The sequence below is a fragment of the Mycobacterium sp. GA-1199 genome (genome assembly GCF_001500045.1).
Taxonomy (GTDB): domain Bacteria; phylum Actinomycetota; class Actinomycetes; order Mycobacteriales; family Mycobacteriaceae; genus Mycobacterium.
In genome coordinates this window covers 399064-417652 of sequence record NZ_LQIX01000001.1, presented here as the reverse complement: position 1 = coordinate 417652, position 18589 = coordinate 399064, and the positions used below count along the sequence as shown (strand labels likewise).

The window sequence follows — 18589 nt, the reverse complement described above, 5'->3', positions numbered from 1 at the left end:
CCGCAGTCTCGCCGCGGCCGGGGTCGCTACGGCAACGCCAACCGGACGATCTTGCGCACCACCGTCGCGAACTGCCGCGGCAGCGATCCCGCGTTGTACGGAATGCCGTAGCGGGTGCAAATGTCTTTGACCTCTTCGGAGATCTCGGCCAGGCGGTGCGCCGGGATGTCCGGGAACAGATGGTGCTCGATCTGGAACGACAGGTTGCCGCTCAAGATGTGAAACAGCTTGCCGCCGGTCAGGTTCGCCGAGCCCAGCACCTGCCGGAAGTACCACTGTCCCCTCGTCTCGGCCTTGGTCTCCTCCACGGAGAACTCCTGCACGTCGTCGGGGAAGTGACCGCAGAAGATGATCATGTACGCCCACACGTTGCGCATCAGGTTCGCGGTCAGGTTCCCCGCGACCACCCACGGCGCGAACGGCCCGGCCAACAGCGGAAACGCGACGTAATCCTTGAGTGTCTGGCGTTTGGTCTTGCGCCAGATGCCCTCGAGGATTTCGCGCTTGTCTGCGATCGTGATCTCACCGGCGCGGATGCGCTCGGTCTCCAGTTCATGCAGCGCGACGCCGTACTGGAACAGCACCATCAGCAGGAAGGCGTAGACGGGGTTGCCGAGGAAGTACGGCGTCCACTTCTGGTCCTTACTCATTCGCAGGATGCCGTAACCGACGTCGCGGTCCATGCCGACGATGTTGGTGTAGGTGTGGTGCATGTAGTTGTGCGAGTGGCGCCACTGCTCGCCCGGGCACGCGGTGTCCCACTCGAAACCCCGGCTGGAGATGTTCGGATCGCCCATCCAGTCGTATTGACCGTGCATGACGTTGTGTCCGATCTCCATGTTGTCGAGGATCTTCGACAGTCCCAGCAAAGCGGTGCCCGCCAGCCAGAACGGCGGGAACACCCCGCCGAACAGCAGGGCCCGGCCGCCGATCTCGAAAGCTCGCTGCGTCTTGATGATTCGGCGGATGTAGGTGGCGTCGCGCTCGCCGAGGTCGGCGATCACGCGCTCCTTGAGTGCGTCGAGTTCGCGGCCGAACGCCTCGGCCTGCTCGGCGGTCAAACTGATCTTCTTGCCCGCCACCGTCTTTTCGAGGGTGGGCGGTTTCGAAGTGATGTCGGTGATGACGGTCATGTCGAACTCCTTTCGGATCTACAGCGCGAGGTCGACGTCGCCGACGGGGGCCGAGACGCAGATCTGCACGTCTTCCTCCTCCGCGGCGGACATCGCGCCGGTGACCAGGTTCTTCACCACGCCGCGCGTCTTGCGGCGGGTGCAGCTGTGGCAGATGCCCATTCGGCATCCGCTTTCGGGGGCCAGGCCCGCATCTTCGGCCTGCTCCAATAGCGGGCGACCGTCGTCGGTCACCGCCACCCCGCTGTCGGCGAACGTGATCGTGCCGCCGGAGGGTTCGGCGGGCACGGTGTACGTCGGGGGCACGAAGCTCTCCGAGCGCACGTTCGTGCAGTGCTCACGCACGGCGGAGACGAGTTCGGGCGGGCCGCAGACGAACACCGCGTCAGGGTCGGGCATCGCCGCCGCCAGATGTGCGGGACCGAATCGGCCTGCCAGGTCGGACCCGGTCGCCGACCGCGTGTAGCCGTGCAGCACCCGCACGCCGGTCATCGCGTCGAGCTCGGCGCGGTAGCACGCCTCCTCGGCGGAGCGGGCGTAGTGGACGAACGCGGTCTCGCCGCGGAACCCGCGGGCGCGCAGCGTGCGCAGCATCGACATCACCGGGGTGATGCCGCTACCGCCGGACACGAACAGGATGCGTCGCGGAGGGTCATCGGGAACCACGAAGTCGCCGCCGACCGAGTCCAGACCCACCACCATGCCGGGGTGGGCGTGGTCGCAGAGGTAGCCGGAGACCAGGCCGCCGTCGTGGCGGCCCACCGTCAGCTCGAGGTAGCGGTCCCCCTCGGCGTTGGCCGGTGAGTACGGCCGGGTGCGACGGCGACCGTCGATCTCCATCGTGAGGTTGATGTGCTGTCCGGCGCGAAAACCGGTGAACGCCTGATTCGGCTCCAGGGTGAGGGTGACGCTGCGCGGGGTCTGCCGCCGCACCGCGACGACTTCCGCTCGAGCGTCTCCCCGCGTCCAGGTGGGCGCGACGAGCTCGGTGTATCGGTCCACCCCGTGGGGGCCGGTGAGCAGGTCGACCAGCGGCGACCCGAGCACCCTGTCCCGCAGGCCACGCGTCAAAGTTTGAGTGAACATATGTACACCGTGCAGCGGTGTGCAGCACCTCGTCAACCCATTCAGCCAGGTTGTGGTAGGTTTCACACAGTGAACAGTCGTACGCCTGGCTCACGGTCGAGCCGGTCGGGACGGTCACGTTCGCGCGAGCACCCGCGGGCGACCATGTCCCGCGAGGAGCGCAAGGAGGCAACCCGGCAGGCGATTGTCGCGGCCGCCCTCAAGCTGCTCGAGGAGCGCAGCTTCTCCGCGCTGAGCCTGCGGGAGGTGACCCGCGAAGCCGGCATCGTGCCCGCGGCGTTCTACCGGCATTTCGAGTCGATGGAAGCCCTGGGCCTCGTCCTCATCGACGAGTCGTTCCGCAGCCTGCGCGACATGCTGCGCGGGGCCCGCGCGGGCAGGCTCGACCCCAAGCGGGTGATCGAGTCCAGCGTCGACATCCTCATCGACGGCGTGAACGAACGCCGCGAACACTGGCGGTTCATCGGCCGTGAACGAAACAGCGGTGTCACCGTTCTGCGTTACGCCATCCGCACCGAGATCCGGCTGATCACCTCCGAGCTCGCGATCGACCTGGCCCGCTTCCCGAACCTCAACACGTGGAGCAGCGAGGATCTCAACATCCTGGCGAGCCTGTTCGTCAACGCGATGATCGTGATCGCCGAAGCCATCGAGGACGCCCACGACCAGGCCGCGCTCAACGAGATCAAACGGGTGGCCGTCAAACAGTTGCGGATGATCGCGGTCGGGGTCGCCGGATGGCGCAGCTCCATGTGATACCGGGTTAGCGTGTGCGCATGCCGCACCTCGAAGTTGCCTACCCCCGTCCCGACATCGCCGTGCTCACGCTGAACCGGCCCGAGAAACTCAATGCGCTGTCCTACGAACTCGTCGAGGACCTCCACGCGACGCTGGAGCAGATCGGTTCCAACAACGACTGCCGCGTCGTCGTGCTCACCGGCGCCGGACGGGGCTTCTGCTCGGGGCTCGACCTGACCGATCCGAATCCGCAGCAGACAGGCCAGGGCACGGAGTTTCCGCGTTCGGGTATGCGCTGGCAGGAGCGCATCGCCGACCTGACCGCCCGCATCCACCGGCTGCGCCAACCCGTGATCGCCGCCGTCAATGGGGTCGCGTACGGCGGTGGGATGGGCATCGCGCTGGCCTGCGACATCCGGATCGCCTCGGAGTCGGCGCGCTTTTGCACCCAGTTCATCAAGCTGGGTCTCGGCGGCTGCGACATCGGGGTCAGCTACACGCTTCCCCGGATCATCGGCGCGGGCCCCGCATTCGACCTGATCCTGACCGCCCGGGCGGTCGACACACCGGAAGCGCTGCGGCTCGGCCTGGTGTCGCGGGTGTCGACCGACGAAGCGCTACTCTTCGACGCCATGGCGATCGCCGAGACGCTCGGCGACTACGGCAAGTTCGGCCTCGAGTCGACGAAGCAGGTGCTGTGGGCAAATCTCGAGGCGTCGAGCCTGGAAGCGGCCCTGCATTTGGAGAACCGCAGCCAGATCTTGGCCTCGACCAGCGGCGAGATGCGCGAAGCTAGCGAGGCGTTCCGCCGCCGTCCACGATCATGACCGTACCGGTGATGTAGCTGCCGGCATCCGAGGCCAAGAGCAGGGCGGTGCCGACCATTTCGTCGGGTGATGCCAGCCGTTTGAGGAACGTGCTGCGGGCCATCCCGTCGACGACCTCCTGCGGGTTGTTGCGCATCATGTCGGTGTCCACCGGTCCGGGGGCGATCGCGTTCACCCGGATGCCCGACGGCGCGAACTCGGCGGCCATCGACCTGGTGAACGACATCAGCGCGGCCTTGTTGGCGGAGTAGATCGAGGTCAACGCCGAGAAGTTGAACGCCCCGACTGAAACCATGTTGATCACACTGGCTTTCGCGCTGGCTTTGAGATGAGGCAGGGCCGCCTGCACCAGGAACACCGGCCCGCGCAGGTTGACCTCGAAGGACTTCGTCAACGCGTCGGGCGTCATGTCACCCAGGGGTTGCGCCAGGGCATTGGCGGCGTTGTTGACCACCACGTCGATTCCGCCGTACTCGTCGACGGTCCGCTGCACCAGTGCCTCGAGGGCGTCGACCTCACCCAAATGGGTGGGCACGCCGACGGCCTGTCCCCCGAGACCGCGCAGATGCTGCGCGGCCTGTTCGCAGGCGTCGGGTTTGCGGCTGGCCACCACGACGCGCGCGCCGGCCAGGACGAAGCCCTCGGCCAGCGCAAGGCCGATGCCCCTGGTGCCGCCCGTGACGATCACGGTGCGGCCGGTCATATCGAAGAGACGGTCGAACGAAGCGCGGTCCACGGCCGTCAGTCAAGCAGACCGGTGCGTGGTCAGATGCAGCCGCTCACGCTGACCCGACGCCCGACGTTGACGCACGCGCTGACGTTCGGCGCCGGGCCCGCCGGTGTACGTTCCGCTGCCGCCGACCGAACCGCAGAGCGTCGCCTCGGCACTCGGCGGGTTCGCGGTCACCAATCCCCCGGCGAACAGGGCCGCAGCAGCGCACAGCAATACCTTGCGCACATCTTCTCCCTTCGGCGACGTGCCAAGCGCCGTCGCCGACCCGATTGTGGCAGTCCGGCGCGCGACTCGGGACAGAACACGGAATCGGCGAGTCGCCGTAACGAACCCCTCAGCCGCATCGATGTCTACTGCGATGCCCGAACCATTCCTTCCTGTATGGTGGCCGCATCCGGCGACGACAGGACCCTCAGCCGTACCTCTAGCTCCTCTACTCACCGTTTGCTCAAGTGCGGCTTCTCCGCTGAGCGCCGTGCGATGACGGCGGCCTTCGAGAACGCCGTTCACGGGAGCGCGCATCCGCGACGACTGTGGCGACGGCCAGCAAGCGATGCTAAGCTGGACGCGCGTGCAGAATTTGCATTAACGCTGTGGCACAACAGCTCTCGTACATCATCGCGTCCTTGACCGACTCCCTGGTCAATACGCCGATGCCTGAAACAATGCAGTCGTTCCGCATGCCGATGCAAAACATAGGGAAACACCTGATTCATCGCGACCTGTCGCTGACTAGGTTTGCCATGGCGTCCGGTGCGCAGCACCCGAACCGCATTTCGTCGATGGTTTCCAGCAGGGGGGACTAGCAGTCGTGGCCGTGAACACCGAGTTGTCGAACAACCGGCACCGTGTGCGCAAGATAATCAGCCGGATGACGGCCCTACCCCTCGCTCTGGCGGCGGGCTTCGCGATCTGCACGGCCCCGGCGAACGCGGCCGAGGCGTGGCAGCGGGAGAGCCCGCCGCTGTCGACGCCGTGGACGCATCTCGTGGGGCCCAACAACGCCCTGCCGGAGTATCCCCGTCCGCAGATGACGCGGGCGCGGTGGCTGAACCTGAACGGGGTGTGGGCCTACACGGGCCGTTCACAGGACACCGCGGTGACGACACCGCCGTTCGCCAAGGAGTTCGACGAGAAGATCCTGGTCCCCTACCCCACGGAGTCGGCGCTGTCGGGGATCAAGCGTCATGACGACCAGATGTGGTACCGCAAGAATTTTCAGCTGCCCGGCACCTGGCGCGGGCAGCGGGTGCTGCTGCACTTCGGCGCGGTCGACCAGACCGCGACGGTGTGGGTCAACAACAAACGCGTCGTCCACCACGAGGGCGGTTTCACCGCGTTCAGCGCGGATATCACCGATGCGCTGCGCTGGACGGGCACACAGGAGATCGTCGTGCGCGCCGAGGACCGCAACGAAGCCGCACCGTTCGCCGTCGGCAAGCAACGCAACGATCCCGGGGGTCTCTTCTACACCGGTGCGTCTGGCATCTGGCAGACCGTGTGGTTGGAACCCGTGCGCGCCGCACACGTCGAGAAGCTCGACGTCACGGCGGATTTGACGGGTTTCACCGTCACGACGCGCTCCACGGGGACCACCGACGAACGCGCCGAGGTGATCGTGTCGGCTCCCGACGGTCCGACGCTGGCCCGCAACCACGGGGAACCGGGCAACCCGGTGCGTGTGCAGGTTCCCGATCCGCGCCTGTGGACACCGGGCGACCCGTACCTCTACGACCTGACGGTGCGGCTGGTCACGCCCGAGGGCAAGGTCGTCGACGAGGTTGCCAGCTACGGCGGTCTGCGCACCATCAGCACGGTCAGGGATCCGCGGGGTCGGCCGCGAATCGCGTTGAATGACAAGATCACGTTCCTGCACGGCCCGTTGGACCAGGGTTACTGGCCCGACGGCATCTTCACCGCTCCCACCGACGATGCACTGAAGTTCGACCTCGAACGAACCAAGGCGCTCGGCATGAATTTCGTGCGCAAGCACGCGAAAGTCGAACCGGCGCGCTGGTATTACTGGGCGGACAAGCTCGGGTTGATGGTGTGGCAGGACATGCCGTCGCTGAACGTGTCCCTCGACATTCCGGTCGGCCCGGCGCCGGACCCGTCGCCGCAGGCGAAGGCCAACTTCGAACGCGAACTCGTCGAGATGATCGACCAGTTGCGAAGCGTCACTTCGATCGTCGGCTGGGTTCCGTTCAACGAGGGGTGGGGCGAGTTCGACACCGCGCGGATCGCGGGAGTGGCCAAGGCCGCCGACCCGACCCGGATGGTGAACGCCAACAGCGGGGTCAACTGCTGCAAGTCCAGGCCCGACAGCAGGGCCGGCGACGTCTACGACGACCACACCTACGTCGGTCCGGGCCGCCCGGTCCTTCACGACAATCCGGCGACCCCGCGCGACGAGCGGACGATGCTCGGCAACCGTCCGATTCCGCTCGAACACCGGGTGGTGGTGAACGGCGAGTACGGCGGGCTCGGGTTGATCCCCCACGGCAACCGCTGGCCGGGCAGACCGCAGGCCTACGAAATGACCGACAGCCGAGCACGATTGACCGAGCGCTACGTCCAGGTGAGCCGCGCGCTGGAAGACGAGGTCCGAAAGGGCGGCCTGTCCGGGGCCATCTACACCCAGACCACCGACGTCGAAAACGAGGTCAACGGGTACATGACCTACGACCGCTGGCTGGTCAAGATGTCGCTGCGAACCGTCGCCGAACGCAACCGCGCCGTGATCTCCGCGGGGGCCAAGGTGAACGAGCCGGTCGAGCAGCGTCGCTGAGTCACACGGAACGGTTGCTGACGAAATCGCGTGAACGTCCGCTGAGCGGGTCGCTGAACTCGAGGCGTTGCGCCAGAAGTTGCAGCGGGCGCGAGAAGTCGTCCGGTGCAACGTCGGTCACCTCTGGGTATAGCGGATCGTTGACGATCGGCAGGCCCAGCGAGGCCATGTGCACCCGCAGCTGGTGCGTCCGTCCCGTCCGCGGCGTCAACCAGTACAGACCGCCGCGGTGCTCGACCACCGTCTCGGCGTTCGGCTCACCCGGCTCCTCCACCGCCTGTAACTGCCCGCGCCGCTTGACGATTCGACTGCGCACCGTCATCGGAAACATCAGCTCCTGATCGACACCGGCCCTTGCTAAGTACGTCTTGCGCACCTCGCCTCGCGCGAACATCGTCTGGTAGGCGCCACGCAACTCGCGGCGGGTCGTGAACAGCAGCACACCTGCGGTCAGCCGGTCCAACCGATGTGCAGGTGACAACTCCGGCAGGTCCAATTCACGCCGAAGCTTCACCGTCGCCGTCTGCGCGACATGGCGACCGCGCGGCATCGTCGCAAGGAAGTGCGGTTTGTCGACCACCACGATGTCGTCGTCACGGTACAGCACAGGGATGTCGAACGGCACCGGAACCTCGTCGCGCAGTTCGCGGTAGAGGTACACGAACGCACCGGGCGGCAGCACGGTCCCCGCGGTCACGACGTCACCATCGGCCGTCACGACCTCGCCCGCAAGCACTTTGGCCGCGGCCGCTTCGCCGAACCGGTCCGCCAGCTCGACCAGCACCGCATCGCCCCGCAGCCGCACCCGCGCCGGCCCCAGTCCGTCGCGCACGGGCAACGGTGCTGGGCGCCTCAATGCCCGCACCTCAATTGAGGGGGACGGGTTCGAGGATCTCGGCGCGTGCCTCCGGCGCCGCCGCGCGTAACGCATCGGCCGACTCGTCGTCGGGTTCCTGCTGCGAGCGGATCTCCGCGTCCACCCGCGCCAGATACGTGTTGACCTCGCGGTCGATGTCCTCGTCGCTCCAACCCAGCACAGGCGCAACCACTTCGGCGACCTCACGCGCGCAGTCCACGCCGCGGTGGGGATACTCGATCGAGATCCTCATCCGCCGGGCCAGGATGTCCTCCAGATGCAAGGCGCCCTCGGCGGCCGCGGCGTAGAAGGCCTCGACCTTCAGGTAGACGGGCGCCTCGGTGATGGGGGTCAGCAGTTCTGGATTACCCTCGGCCATCTGCAGCACCTCGCCGATCAGCGAGCCGTACCGGTCCAGCAGGTGGCGCACCCGGTACGGATGCAGATCGTAATGCTTTCCGACGCTTTGAGTCTGGTTGACCAGCGCGAAGTAGCCGTCGGCGCCCATCAGGGGAACCTTCTCGGTGATCGACGGCGCCACCCGCGCCGGAATGTACTCCGCGGCCGCGTCGATGGCGTCCTCGGCCATCACGCGGTACGTCGTGTACTTGCCGCCGGCGATCGCGACCAGGCCCGGAGCGGGCACCGCGACGGCATGCTCACGCGACAGCTTGGAGGTCTCCTCGCTCTCGCCGGCCAGCAGCGGTCGCAGCCCGGCGTATACGCCGTCGATGTCGTCGTGGGTCAGCGGCGTCGCCAACACCGTGTTGACGGTTTCGAGCAGGTAGTCGATGTCGACCTTGGTGGCCGCGGGGTGCGCCAGGTCCAGATTCCAGTCGGTGTCGGTGGTCCCGATGATCCAGTGCGTACCCCAGGGGATCACGAACAGCACCGACTTCTCGGTGCGCAGGATGATCGCCACCTCGCTGACGATCCGGTCGCGCGGCACCACGATGTGCACACCCTTGGACGCGCGCACCCGAAATCGCCCGCGCTGCTTGGACAACGCCTGGATCTCGTCGGTCCAGACACCGGTGGCGTTCACGACAACGTGCCCGTGCACCTCGGTCACTGCGCCGCTCTCGGAGTCGCGGACCTCGACCCCGGTGACGCGGTCGCCTTCCCGGAGCAACGCGACCACCTGTGTCGACGTGCGCACCACGGCGCCGTAATGCGCGGCCGTGCGCGCCACGGTCATCGTGTGGCGTGCATCGTCGACCACCGTGTCGTAATAGCGGATGCCGCCGATCAACGACGACCGCTTGAGCCCCGGCGCCAGGCGCAGCGCCCCTGACTTCGTCAGATGCTTTTGCGCGGGAACCGATTTGGCACCGCCGAGCTGGTCGTAGAGGAAGATGCCCGCGGCGACGTACGGACGCTCCCACCAGCGATTGGTCAGCGGAAACAGAAACGGCAGCGGCTTGACCAGATGCGGCGCCAACGTCGTCAACGACAGCTCGCGTTCGTGCAACGCCTCGCGCACCAACCCGAACTCCAACTGCTCGAGATAGCGCAGCCCGCCGTGGAACATCTTCGACGACCGGCTCGATGTGCCCGAGGCGAAGTCGCGCGCCTCCACGAGCGCGACCTTCAAACCCCGCGTGGCCGCATCCAGTGCCGCACCTGCGCCGACGACTCCCCCGCCGATCACGACGACGTCGAACTGCTCGCTGCCGAGCCGCGCCCAGGCTTCGGCCCGCTGCTGGGGACCCAGAAGCGTCTGCCCGTTCGCCGGGATCGGGTCGGTCACCGGAATGGCTCCTCGTTACTCGTCGGTACGTTCGCGCATCCCAGGCTACGTGGAACTAGTCCAGATCGTCGTGCGCCATCAGCCGGCGGCCCGCTTCGGTGATCGAACCCGACAGCGACGGGTAGACCGAGAACGTCTGCGCCAGATCCTCGACGTCGTTGCCGTTCTGCACCGCCAACGCGATCGGCATGATCAGCTCCGAGGCGATCGGAGCGACCACCACACCGCCGATCACCACGCCCGTCGCCGGGCGGCAGAAGATCTTGACGAAACCGCGCCGCAGGCTCGACATCTTGGCGCGGGCGTTGGTGTGCAGCGGCAGCGTGATCGTTCGCGCGGCCACCGACCCGTCGTCGATCTTGGACTGCGGCACCCCCACCGCGGCGATCTCGGGCCGGGTGAACACCGCCGCGGCCACCGTCCGCAACCTGATCGGTTCGAGTCCCTCGCCCAGCACGTGGTACATCGCGATGCGGCCCTGCATGGCGGCCACCGAGGCCAGCAGCATCAGGCCGGTGCAGTCACCCGCGGCGTAGATGCCGGGTACCCCGGTGCGCGACACCCGGTCGACCTTCAGATAGTCGCCCTGACCGAGTTCGATGCCGACCCGTTCGAGGCCCAGGCCGCTGGTGTTGGGCACCGACCCGACCGTCATCAGCGCGTGGCTGCCCTCCACGGTGCGGCCGTCGGTCATCGTGACCAGCACACCCGAACCGTTGCCGGTGACCGACTGGGCACGCGCATTCTTGACCAACGTCACCCCGCGGTCGCTCAGCGCGTCCTCGAGCACCGCGGCGGCCTCGGAGTCCTCGTGCGGCAGGATCTGGTCGCGGCTGGCCACCACCGTCACCTTGACCCCGAGTTCGGTGTAGGCGTTGACGAACTCCGCGCCGGTGACACCGGAACCGACGACGACGAGGTGCTCGGGCAGGTCGTCGAGGTCGTAGAGCTGACGCCAGTTGAGGATACGTTCGCCGTCGGGTTCGGCGCCGGACAGCACGCGGGGGCTGGCACCGGTCGCGATCAGCACGACGTCGGCCTTGATCGTGCTGACGGCGCCGTCGTGCTCGGTCACCTTGACCGTGTGCGTGGCCATGCCGGGCATGTCGTCGACGAGTTCACCACGACCGGCGATCAGCGTGACGCCGTCGTTGCGCAGCCGTTCGGCGATGTCGGCCGACTGCGCGGCGGCCAGCCTCTTGACCCGCTGGTTGATCTTGGACAACGAGATCTCGGCGTCGGAGAACTCCAGCGCATAGCCGAGATCGGGCGCGCGACGCAGTTCGGTGCGCACACCCGTAGACGCGATGAACGTCTTGGACGGGACGCAGTCCCACAGCACGCACGCCCCCCCGATGCCGTCGGAGTCGACGACGGTGACCTCGGCAACTTCGGGTCCACGGGCCGCGGCGACCAGTGCCGCCTCATAGCCGGCGGGCCCGCCGCCGATGATCACGATGCGGGTTGCCACGCCCCCAACCTAACGAAGCGGGAGGTCGATCGCCCACGCGGCGCGCGAACGCTTAGTCTTTCTGGGTGCCGCTCTACGCCGCCTACGGATCGAACATGCATCCGGAGCAGATGTTGCAGCGCGCACCTCATTCTCCGATGGCGGGAACGGGCTGGCTGTACGGCTGGCGTCTGACGTTCGGCGGGGAGGACATCGGCTGGGAGGGTGCGCTCGCCACCGTCGTCGAGGATCCGACGTCGAAGGTCTTCGTCGTGCTCTACGACATGACCAAGGACGACGAGGCCAACCTGGACCGCTGGGAGGGCTCGGAACTCGGTTTCCACAAGAAGATCCGCTGCCGGGTGCATCGCATCTCGTCGGACACCGACTTCGAGCCCGTGCTCGCCTGGCTGTACGTGGTCGACGCGTGGGAGGGCGGTCTGCCGTCGGCGCGCTATCTCGGGGTGATGGCCGACGCCGCCGAAATCGCAGGTGCGCCAGCCGAGTACGTGCACCATCTGCGCACTCGACCCGCACTCAACATCGGACCGGGGTCCTAGCCTCTCCTCTGTGCCGCGAGCCTTGGTGCCGCGAGCGACCGCGTCTGTCCGCCGACACGCCGTTTCTCGCGGACAATTTGCGGTCGCTCACGCCGCGCGAGCGCGACGAAGCTGTCGGTCGATGCGGTCGACGAACTGCCACTGCCGATGACGGACATCGTCGTAAACGATCGCTATCACCGTCCAGCCGACATCCAGCAGAGCGGCTGCACGCCTGCGGTCACGCCGCATGGCCTCGGGGTCGCTGTGCCAGTCGACGCCGTCGTACTCGACGGCCACGTGCACGTCGGGCCACGCGAAGTCCAGGCGACGCACCTCCCCGTTTCCGTCGACGACCGCATACTGCAACTCCGGTGTCGGCAGGCCACCGTCGATCATCGCCAGCCGCGCTTCGCTCTCCATCGGCGATTCCGAGCGGGCATCGGCCAGGGCGATCAACTCCCGGACGACGACGATTCCGCGCCGTCCGGCCTGGGCGACGGCGGCACGCCACAACTCGGTTCGACTGCAGGAGCCGCTTCGGAGCGCGGCGTCCAAGGTGGCCAGCGCCCTGGGCCGGCGTTGCGACCGGGCCACCTCCACGGCGGTCCAAGCCGGCGTCGTTGCCGGCCTGCCGTTGACGACGGTCAGCGGCGCACCCTCACGACGGTGTACCACCAGCCCGTCGGTCGACCGCAACCGTGACCCCGGTGGGCTGAGCACATGGAGATCGGCCGGCTCCGCCGTATCGAAGCCGTACATCGCCGCCGCGGTGTGAAGACACGCAGCGACCGGCCTTCCGCAGCGGAAGTCCAGTCCCCGCAGCCGCAAGATGTCGTCCGGTTCCTCCAAGCAGTAGACGCCCGGCCAGAGTCGTTGCAGTGGGCCGGTTTCGAGCGCCGCCTCGAAGCCCCGTCTCGTCATGTGTTGCAGAATCTGGCCGCTGGTCGCCAGTCCTGCCTGGGCGCTGAAAAGTCGCAGCAACTCTGGGTTCACACGCCGATCGTCGACGACCGAGGACGACCGGCCGCGGGCGTCGCACGCGAATGTGGATGAAGTGCGGTTTGGGGACAATCAACGCGCGCGAGCGACCGCCCATTGCCCGGTCATCGCGGCGTGTCGCGGGGCAAACACGGTCGCTCGCGGCAGTTAGAACGCGGCGGCCTGGTCGATGATGTTGACCAGGACCCGCACTCCGACCGCGAGCGCCCGCTCGTCGAGGTCGAACGTCGGCTGATGCAAATCCAGTTGGGGGCCTCGACCCGTCCACACTCCCAACCGGGCCATGGCTCCGGGCACTTCCTCCAGGTACCACGAGAAGTCCTCGCCGCCACCGGACTGCCGAGTGTCGGCCAGCACGTCGGGGCCGATCGCTTCGATCGCGTGGGTGAGGATGCGGGTCGAGATCTCCTCGTTGACCACCGGTGGCACACCGCGACGGTACTGCACCGTGTACTCGATGTGCAGCGGCGCCAACAGCGACGAAATGATCTCCTGCACAATCGTTTCGAGCGTTTCCCAGGTGTCGCGGCTCGCGGTCCGGATGGTGCCCGCCAACGTCCCGGTCTGCGGGATCGCGTTCGCGGCGACGCCCGCGTTCACCGCGCCCCACACCATCACGGTGCTGTTGCGCGGATCGATGCGGCGCGACAGCACGCCCGGCACCCCGGTGATCAACGTGCCGAGCCCGTAGACGAGGTCGCCGGTGAGATGCGGCCGCGAGGTGTGACCGCCAGGCGAATGCAGCGTCACCTCGAGCTGATCGGCGGCCGACGTGATGGGCCCGGGCCGCATCGCCACCTTTCCCACCGCCAGCCGCGGGTCGCAGTGCAACGCAAAGATCCGCGAGACCCCCGACAGTGCGCCCGCAGCGATCGCGTCGATCGCGCCGCCCGGCATCAGCTCCTCGGCGGCCTGAAAGATCAGCCGCACCCCGACGGGAAGTTCGGGCACCGACGCCAACGCCAACGCGGTGCCCAGCAGGATCGCGGTGTGCGCATCGTGTCCGCAGGCGTGTGAGACCCCCGGCACCAACGACGCGTACGGGGCGCCGGTGCGGTCGGCCATCGGCAATGCGTCCATATCGGCGCGCAGCGCGATCCGCGGCTCCTGCTCGGGTCCGAAGTCGCACGTCAGGCCGGTGCCACCGGGCAACACCTTCGGGTTCAGGCCCGCGTCGGCCAGCCGCGATGCGACGAACTGCGTGGTGGCGAACTCCTGTCGCCCCAACTCCGGGTGCATGTGGATGTGGCGGCGCCACTCGACGAGGTCGTCGAAGTGGGCCGACAGCCAGCGAGCGGCAGCGTGGGGCAGCACACTCATGACGCCCGCCTCGCCTGTAGTTCCAGCACCCGGTCGCGTTCGCCGGGCGTCTCCGCCAACCGCACCACCGTGCGCGCAAGCATGACCGCGCCCTCGACCACCGCTTTGTCGGCGCTAGGGCTCGCGGCGGCCTCGGTGAACGCGGGTTGGTGGACCGACGCGCCGCCCGCGTCGATGCCGACGATCGGATGGATTCCGGGCATCACCTGCGTGACGTTGCCCATGTCGGTGCTGCCCAGTGGCAACGCCGCCTCCAGTTCGGGAGAAACCGGCTCGCGGCCCATCCGCTGCATCTCCGCGCGGAACGTCTCGGCCAGCCAGGTGTCCGGAGTCAATTCGTGGTAGCTGGGTTCGGTCTCGGTGACGTCGTGCCCGCAACCGGTGGCCACCGCCCCGGCCAAAAAGCAGTCCGCCATCCGCTGTTCGAGTTCGCGCAGCGAGGCGGCGTCGTTGGCCCGCATCGTGTACTGCATCTCGGCGCGTGCCGGGATGACGTTGGTGGCCTGGCCGCCGTCGGTCACGATGCCGTGCGCCATCTGGCCCGGCGCCATCTGCTGGCGTAGCAGCCCGATCGCCACCTGCGCGACGGTGATCGCGTCGACGGCGTTGATGCCGAGGTAAGGCGCGACGGCGGCGTGGGCCTCCCTGCCCTCGTACCGGACGGCGACCTGCGACAGCGCCAGCGACCGCGCGGCGGCGATGTCTAGCGGACCGGGGTGCAGCATCACCGAGGCGGCGATGTCGTCGAACGCGCCCGCGTTCAGCAGCAGCACCTTCCCGCCGCCTGCCTCCTCGGCAGGCGTGCCGAGAAGCACCACCGTCAATCCCAGTCGGTCGGCCACCTCCGCCAGAGCCAAGGCGGTGCCGACGGCGGACGCAGCGATGATGTTGTGCCCACAGGCGTGCCCGATACCGGGCAGCGCGTCGTATTCGGCGCAGACGCCGATGACCAGCGGCCCGCTGCCGTATTCGGCCCGAAACGCCGTCTCGAGCCCCGCGGGCGCCTGCGAGACCTTGAATCCGTACTCGGCGACCAACGCCTGCGTCTTCGCGCAGCTGCGGTGTTCGGCGAACGCGAGTTCGGGCTCGGCGTGGATGGAATGCGAAAGTTCGACCAGGTCGTCACGGCGTCGGCGGACGGCGTCTTCGACGGCGTCCGACGCGGTGAGTGCTGGCATCTTGGCAGTATCTCACTGCGCCATCTCATCGGGGCCGGGCGTCGGGGTCCGACAGATAAGCTCGCCCACTGTGACCGATGCCCAGGCAGTGGCCGCCGAATCGGCCGAAGCGCTCGCCGAGCGCACCGGCGTCGAGCGCCATGACGTCGCGGTCGTGCTCGGTTCGGGCTGGGCGCCGGCGGCGCAACGGCTAGGTGATCCGGTCGCCGTGGTTCCGGTCGCGGAGTTGCCGGGTTTCACGCCGCCGACCGCCGAAGGGCACGGCGGCCAGGTGTTGTCGATGCGCATCGCCGAGCACCGTGTGCTGGTCTTCGTGGGCCGCATCCACCCCTACGAGGGGCACGACCTGCGTCATGTCGTGCATCCGGTCCGCGCCGCCTGCGCCTGCGGTGTGCACACGGTCGTGGTGACCAACGCCGCGGGTGGGTTGCGCGAGGACTTCACCGTCGGACAGCCCGTGCTGATCAGCGATCACCTCAACCTGACCGGCCGCTCACCGCTGGTGGGTGCGCGGTTCGTCGACATGGTCGACGCGTACTCACCGCGCCTGCGTGAGCTCGCCCGCGAGATCGACCCGACGCTCGTCGACGGGGTCTATGCCGGCCTACCGGGGCCGCAGTACGAGACGCCCGCCGAGATCCGGATGCTGCGCACGGTGGGCGCCGACCTCGTCGGCATGTCGACGGTGCACGAGACCATCGCCGCCCGCGAAGCCGGTGCCCAGGTGCTGGGCGTCTCGCTGGTGACGAACCTCGCGGCGGGGATGACCGGAGAGCCGCTGAACCACGAGGAGGTGCTGGAGGCGGGGCGGCAGTCCGCGACGCGGATGGGCGCCCTCCTCGCCGCGGTCATCGCCCGGCTCTGAGGTCGAAGTCGCCGGAATACGCGGCTCCGAAATTGGGCACACTACCCGCATGTCTGTGTCGCCGGCCACAAACACCGCGCAGGAGTGGATCTCTCACGACCCGGATCCCAAGACCGCCGCCGAGCTCTCGGAGTGTTCCGGAGAAGAGCTCGAGCAGCTGTTCGCACACCCCTTGACGTTCGGCACCGCCGGACTGCGCGGGCCGTTACGGGCAGGCCCCGGCGGGATGAACCTTGCCGTGGTGCTGCGGGCCAGCTGGGCGGTGGCCAAGGTGCTCAAGGATGGAGGCCTGGCCGGCCAGGACGTGATCGTCGGCCGTGACGCCCGGCACGGGTCTGACGACTTCGCCCTGGCAGCCGCTGAAGTGCTTGCCGCGCAGGGCTTTCCCGTAACCTTGTTCCTCACCGCCGTACCCACGCCCACCCTCGCGTTCGCCGTGCGCCATCGCCCCGCTGCGGCCGGCATCCAGATCACCGCCTCGCACAACCCGCCGTCCGACAACGGGTTCAAGGTGTTCTTCGGCGGCGGCTTCCCGATCAACTCGCCCACCGATCGCGAGATCGAGGCGGCCATGGCCGAGGCGCCGCACGCCGACGAGATCCCCCGACAGGAGGTCACCCCCGGTGGCGTCGACGAAATACAGCGCTATGTCGAACGCGCGGCCACTCTCCGGCACACCCACGGCGCGGTCCGGATCGCGTTCACTCCTCTGCACGGTGTGGGTGGGGAGTTCGCGCTCGACGCGTTCGTGCGCGCCGGCCTGCCCGACGTGCATGTCGTCGACGAGCAGTTCGCACCCGACCCCGACTTCCCCACCGTCTCCACGGCCAATCCCGAGGAACCCGAGGCGGTCGAAGCCGTCCTGAGACTGGCGGCCGACGTCGACGCCGACGTCGCAATAGCACTGGATCCCGACGCCGACCGATGTGCGGTCGGCGTTCCCACGCCCGATGGGTGGCGCATGCTGTCCGGCGACGAAACGGGTTGGCTGCTCGGCGATTTCATACTCTCGCAGATAGAGCCCGGACCGGTGATGGAGACGACGGTCGTGGCCAGCACCCTGGTGTCATCGCGCGTGCTCTCGGCGATCGCTCGTGAGCACGGAGCGCGGCACGTCGAGACACCCACCGGCTTCAAGTGGCTGTCACGCGCCGACGTCGACCTACCCGGCTGCACACTGGTGTACGCCTATGAGGAGGCGATCGGGCACTGCGTCGATCCGTCCGCGGTCCGGGACAAGGACGGCATCAGCGCGGCGGTGTTGATCTGCGATCTGATCGTCGCGCTGCGCGACCGCGGGCACACGCTGGTCGATGCGCTCGACGACCTGGCCCGCCGCCATGGTGTGCACACCACGACCGCGGTGTCGCGACTCGTGGAGGACACCCACGAGGCCGCCGCGGTGATGAAACGACTGCGGGACACACCACCCGAGCGCCTCGCCGGATACGAGGTGACCGTCACCGATCTGCTGCCCGACGAGGGCACCGACGCAGTGGTCATGACCGGAGGCGACGACGACGTCTGGGTGCGGATGGTCGTGCGTCCCTCCGGCACCGAGCCCAAGGTGAAGTCCTACATCGAGGTTCGCTGTAGCGAGGTCAACGATCTGGCCGCCGCCCGGGAGCGGGCACAGCGCGTGCAGGACGAGCTGCGCGAGGTCGCCGGGCGGCTCTAACGCGGGCCGAATTGGCGGTCCCCGGCGTCGCCGAGGCCCGGCACGATGTAGGCGATGTCGTTGAGGCATTCGTCGATGGTCGCGGTGACCAGCCTGATGTTCGGTGCCGCCTTCTCCAGTGCGGCAAGGCCTTCGGGGGCCACAACGACGCAAACCGCCGTGATGTCAACGGCGCTGCGGTCATACAGCAGTTCGACGGTGTGCACCATCGAGCCGCCCGTCGCCAGCATCGGGTCGAGCACGATCACCGGCTGCGTGCTCAAATCCGCGGGCAGCGACTCCAGATACGGTGTCGGCTCGTGCGTTTCCTCGTCGCGTGCGACGCCGACGAAGCCCACACGCGCCTCGGGTATCAACGCGTGTGCCTGGTCCACCATCCCGAGGCCGGCGCGTAACACCGGTACGAGCAACGGCGGGTTGGCCAGCTGGCAGCCGGTCGTCTCGGCGAGCGGGGTGCGCACGGGCACGGTCTCGACTGCGGCGTCGCGGGTGGCCTCGTACACCAGCATCAGCGTCAGATCGCGAAGTGCCGCCCGGAAGGCGGCGTTGTCGGTGTTCTCGTCGCGCAGAGTGGTCAGTCGTGCGGCCGCCAGCGGGTGATCGACCACGCGCACATCCATGGGGCGACCCTAGCGGGAACCGAGGG

General features: G+C 67.9%; 18 protein-coding genes. 7 read left to right on the top strand and 11 right to left on the bottom strand.

Features of this window, described 5'->3' with window-relative positions; genetic code table 11:
• Window positions 1–26 precede the first annotated feature (26 nt).
• Window positions 27–1133, bottom strand: coding sequence for a fatty acid desaturase family protein (locus AU198_RS02000; RefSeq protein WP_064345770.1), 1107 nt, complete (start codon window positions 1131–1133; stop codon window positions 27–29).
• An 18-nt stretch (window positions 1134–1151) separates the two neighbouring features.
• A complete protein-coding gene (locus tag AU198_RS01995) occupies window positions 1152–2219 on the bottom strand; it encodes a ferredoxin reductase (protein WP_064345769.1) in 1068 nt (355 codons plus the stop codon).
• A 69-nt stretch (window positions 2220–2288) separates the two neighbouring features.
• On the opposite strand from AU198_RS01995, the gene AU198_RS01990 reads away from it, so the two are divergent.
• Window positions 2289–2975, top strand: a complete 687-nt coding sequence (locus AU198_RS01990) for a TetR family transcriptional regulator (protein WP_064345768.1) — start codon at window positions 2289–2291, stop codon at window positions 2973–2975.
• Window positions 2976–2995: 20 nt separating this feature from the next.
• Window positions 2996–3784 (top strand): enoyl-CoA hydratase/isomerase family protein, encoded by a 789-nt coding sequence (locus AU198_RS01985; protein ID WP_064345767.1) that lies wholly within the window; start codon window positions 2996–2998, stop codon window positions 3782–3784.
• Here the strand turns inward: AU198_RS01985 and AU198_RS01980 are convergent.
• Window positions 3750–4520: an SDR family NAD(P)-dependent oxidoreductase gene (locus AU198_RS01980; RefSeq protein ID WP_064345766.1), complete on the bottom strand. Its 771-nt coding sequence runs from the start codon at window positions 4518–4520 to the stop codon at window positions 3750–3752. The two genes, AU198_RS01985 and AU198_RS01980, sit on opposite strands and share 35 nt — an antisense overlap.
• A gap of 9 nt (window positions 4521–4529) precedes the next feature.
• Complete coding sequence (locus AU198_RS01975; protein WP_064345765.1) at window positions 4530–4742, bottom strand: hypothetical protein; 213 nt, start codon at window positions 4740–4742, stop codon at window positions 4530–4532.
• A gap of 401 nt (window positions 4743–5143) precedes the next feature.
• Between AU198_RS01975 and AU198_RS01970 the strand changes: the two genes are divergently transcribed.
• A complete protein-coding gene (locus AU198_RS01970) occupies window positions 5144–5323 on the top strand; it encodes a hypothetical protein (RefSeq protein WP_156431451.1) in 180 nt (59 codons plus the stop codon).
• A 65-nt stretch (window positions 5324–5388) separates the two neighbouring features.
• Complete coding sequence (locus AU198_RS01965) at window positions 5389–7305, top strand: glycoside hydrolase family 2 protein (protein ID WP_064346010.1); 1917 nt, start codon at window positions 5389–5391, stop codon at window positions 7303–7305.
• A gap of 1 nt (window position 7306) precedes the next feature.
• On the opposite strand, the gene AU198_RS01960 is transcribed toward AU198_RS01965, so the two are convergent.
• The 3 genes from AU198_RS01960 to AU198_RS01950 are packed head-to-tail and all read right to left on the bottom strand — an operon-like array spanning window position 7307 to window position 11382.
• The gene (locus AU198_RS01960; protein ID WP_502689252.1) at window positions 7307–8170 is read right to left on the bottom strand and encodes a pseudouridine synthase; all 864 of its coding nucleotides are present in this window, start codon (window positions 8168–8170) and stop codon (window positions 7307–7309) included.
• A 1-nt stretch (window position 8171) separates the two neighbouring features.
• Entirely contained in the window at window positions 8172–9911 is a 1740-nt protein-coding gene (gene glpD, locus AU198_RS01955; protein ID WP_064345762.1) for a glycerol-3-phosphate dehydrogenase, read from the bottom strand.
• Between the two features lie 55 nt (window positions 9912–9966).
• Window positions 9967–11382, bottom strand: a complete 1416-nt coding sequence (locus AU198_RS01950) for an NAD(P)H-quinone dehydrogenase (RefSeq protein WP_064345761.1) — start codon at window positions 11380–11382, stop codon at window positions 9967–9969.
• Between the two features lie 65 nt (window positions 11383–11447).
• On the opposite strand from AU198_RS01950, the gene AU198_RS01945 reads away from it, so the two are divergent.
• On the top strand, window positions 11448–11921 hold the full coding sequence (locus AU198_RS01945) for a gamma-glutamylcyclotransferase family protein (RefSeq protein ID WP_064345760.1): 474 nt from the start codon (window positions 11448–11450) through the stop codon (window positions 11919–11921).
• Window positions 11922–12008: 87 nt separating this feature from the next.
• Here AU198_RS01945 and AU198_RS01940 read toward each other — a convergent pair whose 3' ends face one another.
• The 3 genes from AU198_RS01940 to AU198_RS01930 all read right to left on the bottom strand — a co-directional run bounded on the left by AU198_RS01940 (window position 12009) and on the right by AU198_RS01930 (window position 15400).
• Entirely contained in the window at window positions 12009–12896 is an 888-nt protein-coding gene (locus AU198_RS01940; protein ID WP_064345759.1) for a type IV toxin-antitoxin system AbiEi family antitoxin, read from the bottom strand.
• A gap of 153 nt (window positions 12897–13049) precedes the next feature.
• Window positions 13050–14222, bottom strand: coding sequence for an amidohydrolase (locus tag AU198_RS01935; RefSeq protein WP_064345758.1), 1173 nt, complete (start codon window positions 14220–14222; stop codon window positions 13050–13052).
• On the bottom strand, window positions 14219–15400 hold the full coding sequence (locus tag AU198_RS01930) for a M20 family metallopeptidase (protein WP_064345757.1): 1182 nt from the start codon (window positions 15398–15400) through the stop codon (window positions 14219–14221). Before AU198_RS01930 ends, AU198_RS01935 begins: the two co-directional genes overlap by 4 nt.
• A gap of 70 nt (window positions 15401–15470) precedes the next feature.
• On the opposite strand from AU198_RS01930, the gene AU198_RS01925 reads away from it, so the two are divergent.
• Both AU198_RS01925 and AU198_RS01920 read left to right on the top strand, forming a co-directional pair.
• The gene (locus AU198_RS01925; RefSeq protein ID WP_064345756.1) at window positions 15471–16265 is read left to right on the top strand and encodes a purine-nucleoside phosphorylase; all 795 of its coding nucleotides are present in this window, start codon (window positions 15471–15473) and stop codon (window positions 16263–16265) included.
• A gap of 49 nt (window positions 16266–16314) precedes the next feature.
• On the top strand, window positions 16315–17943 hold the full coding sequence (locus tag AU198_RS01920) for a phospho-sugar mutase (RefSeq protein WP_064345755.1): 1629 nt from the start codon (window positions 16315–16317) through the stop codon (window positions 17941–17943).
• Here AU198_RS01920 and upp read toward each other — a convergent pair.
• Window positions 17940–18563, bottom strand: coding sequence for a uracil phosphoribosyltransferase (gene upp, locus AU198_RS01915; protein ID WP_064345754.1), 624 nt, complete (start codon window positions 18561–18563; stop codon window positions 17940–17942). The genes AU198_RS01920 and upp overlap by 4 nt on opposite strands.
• Window positions 18564–18589: the final 26 nt, after the last annotated feature.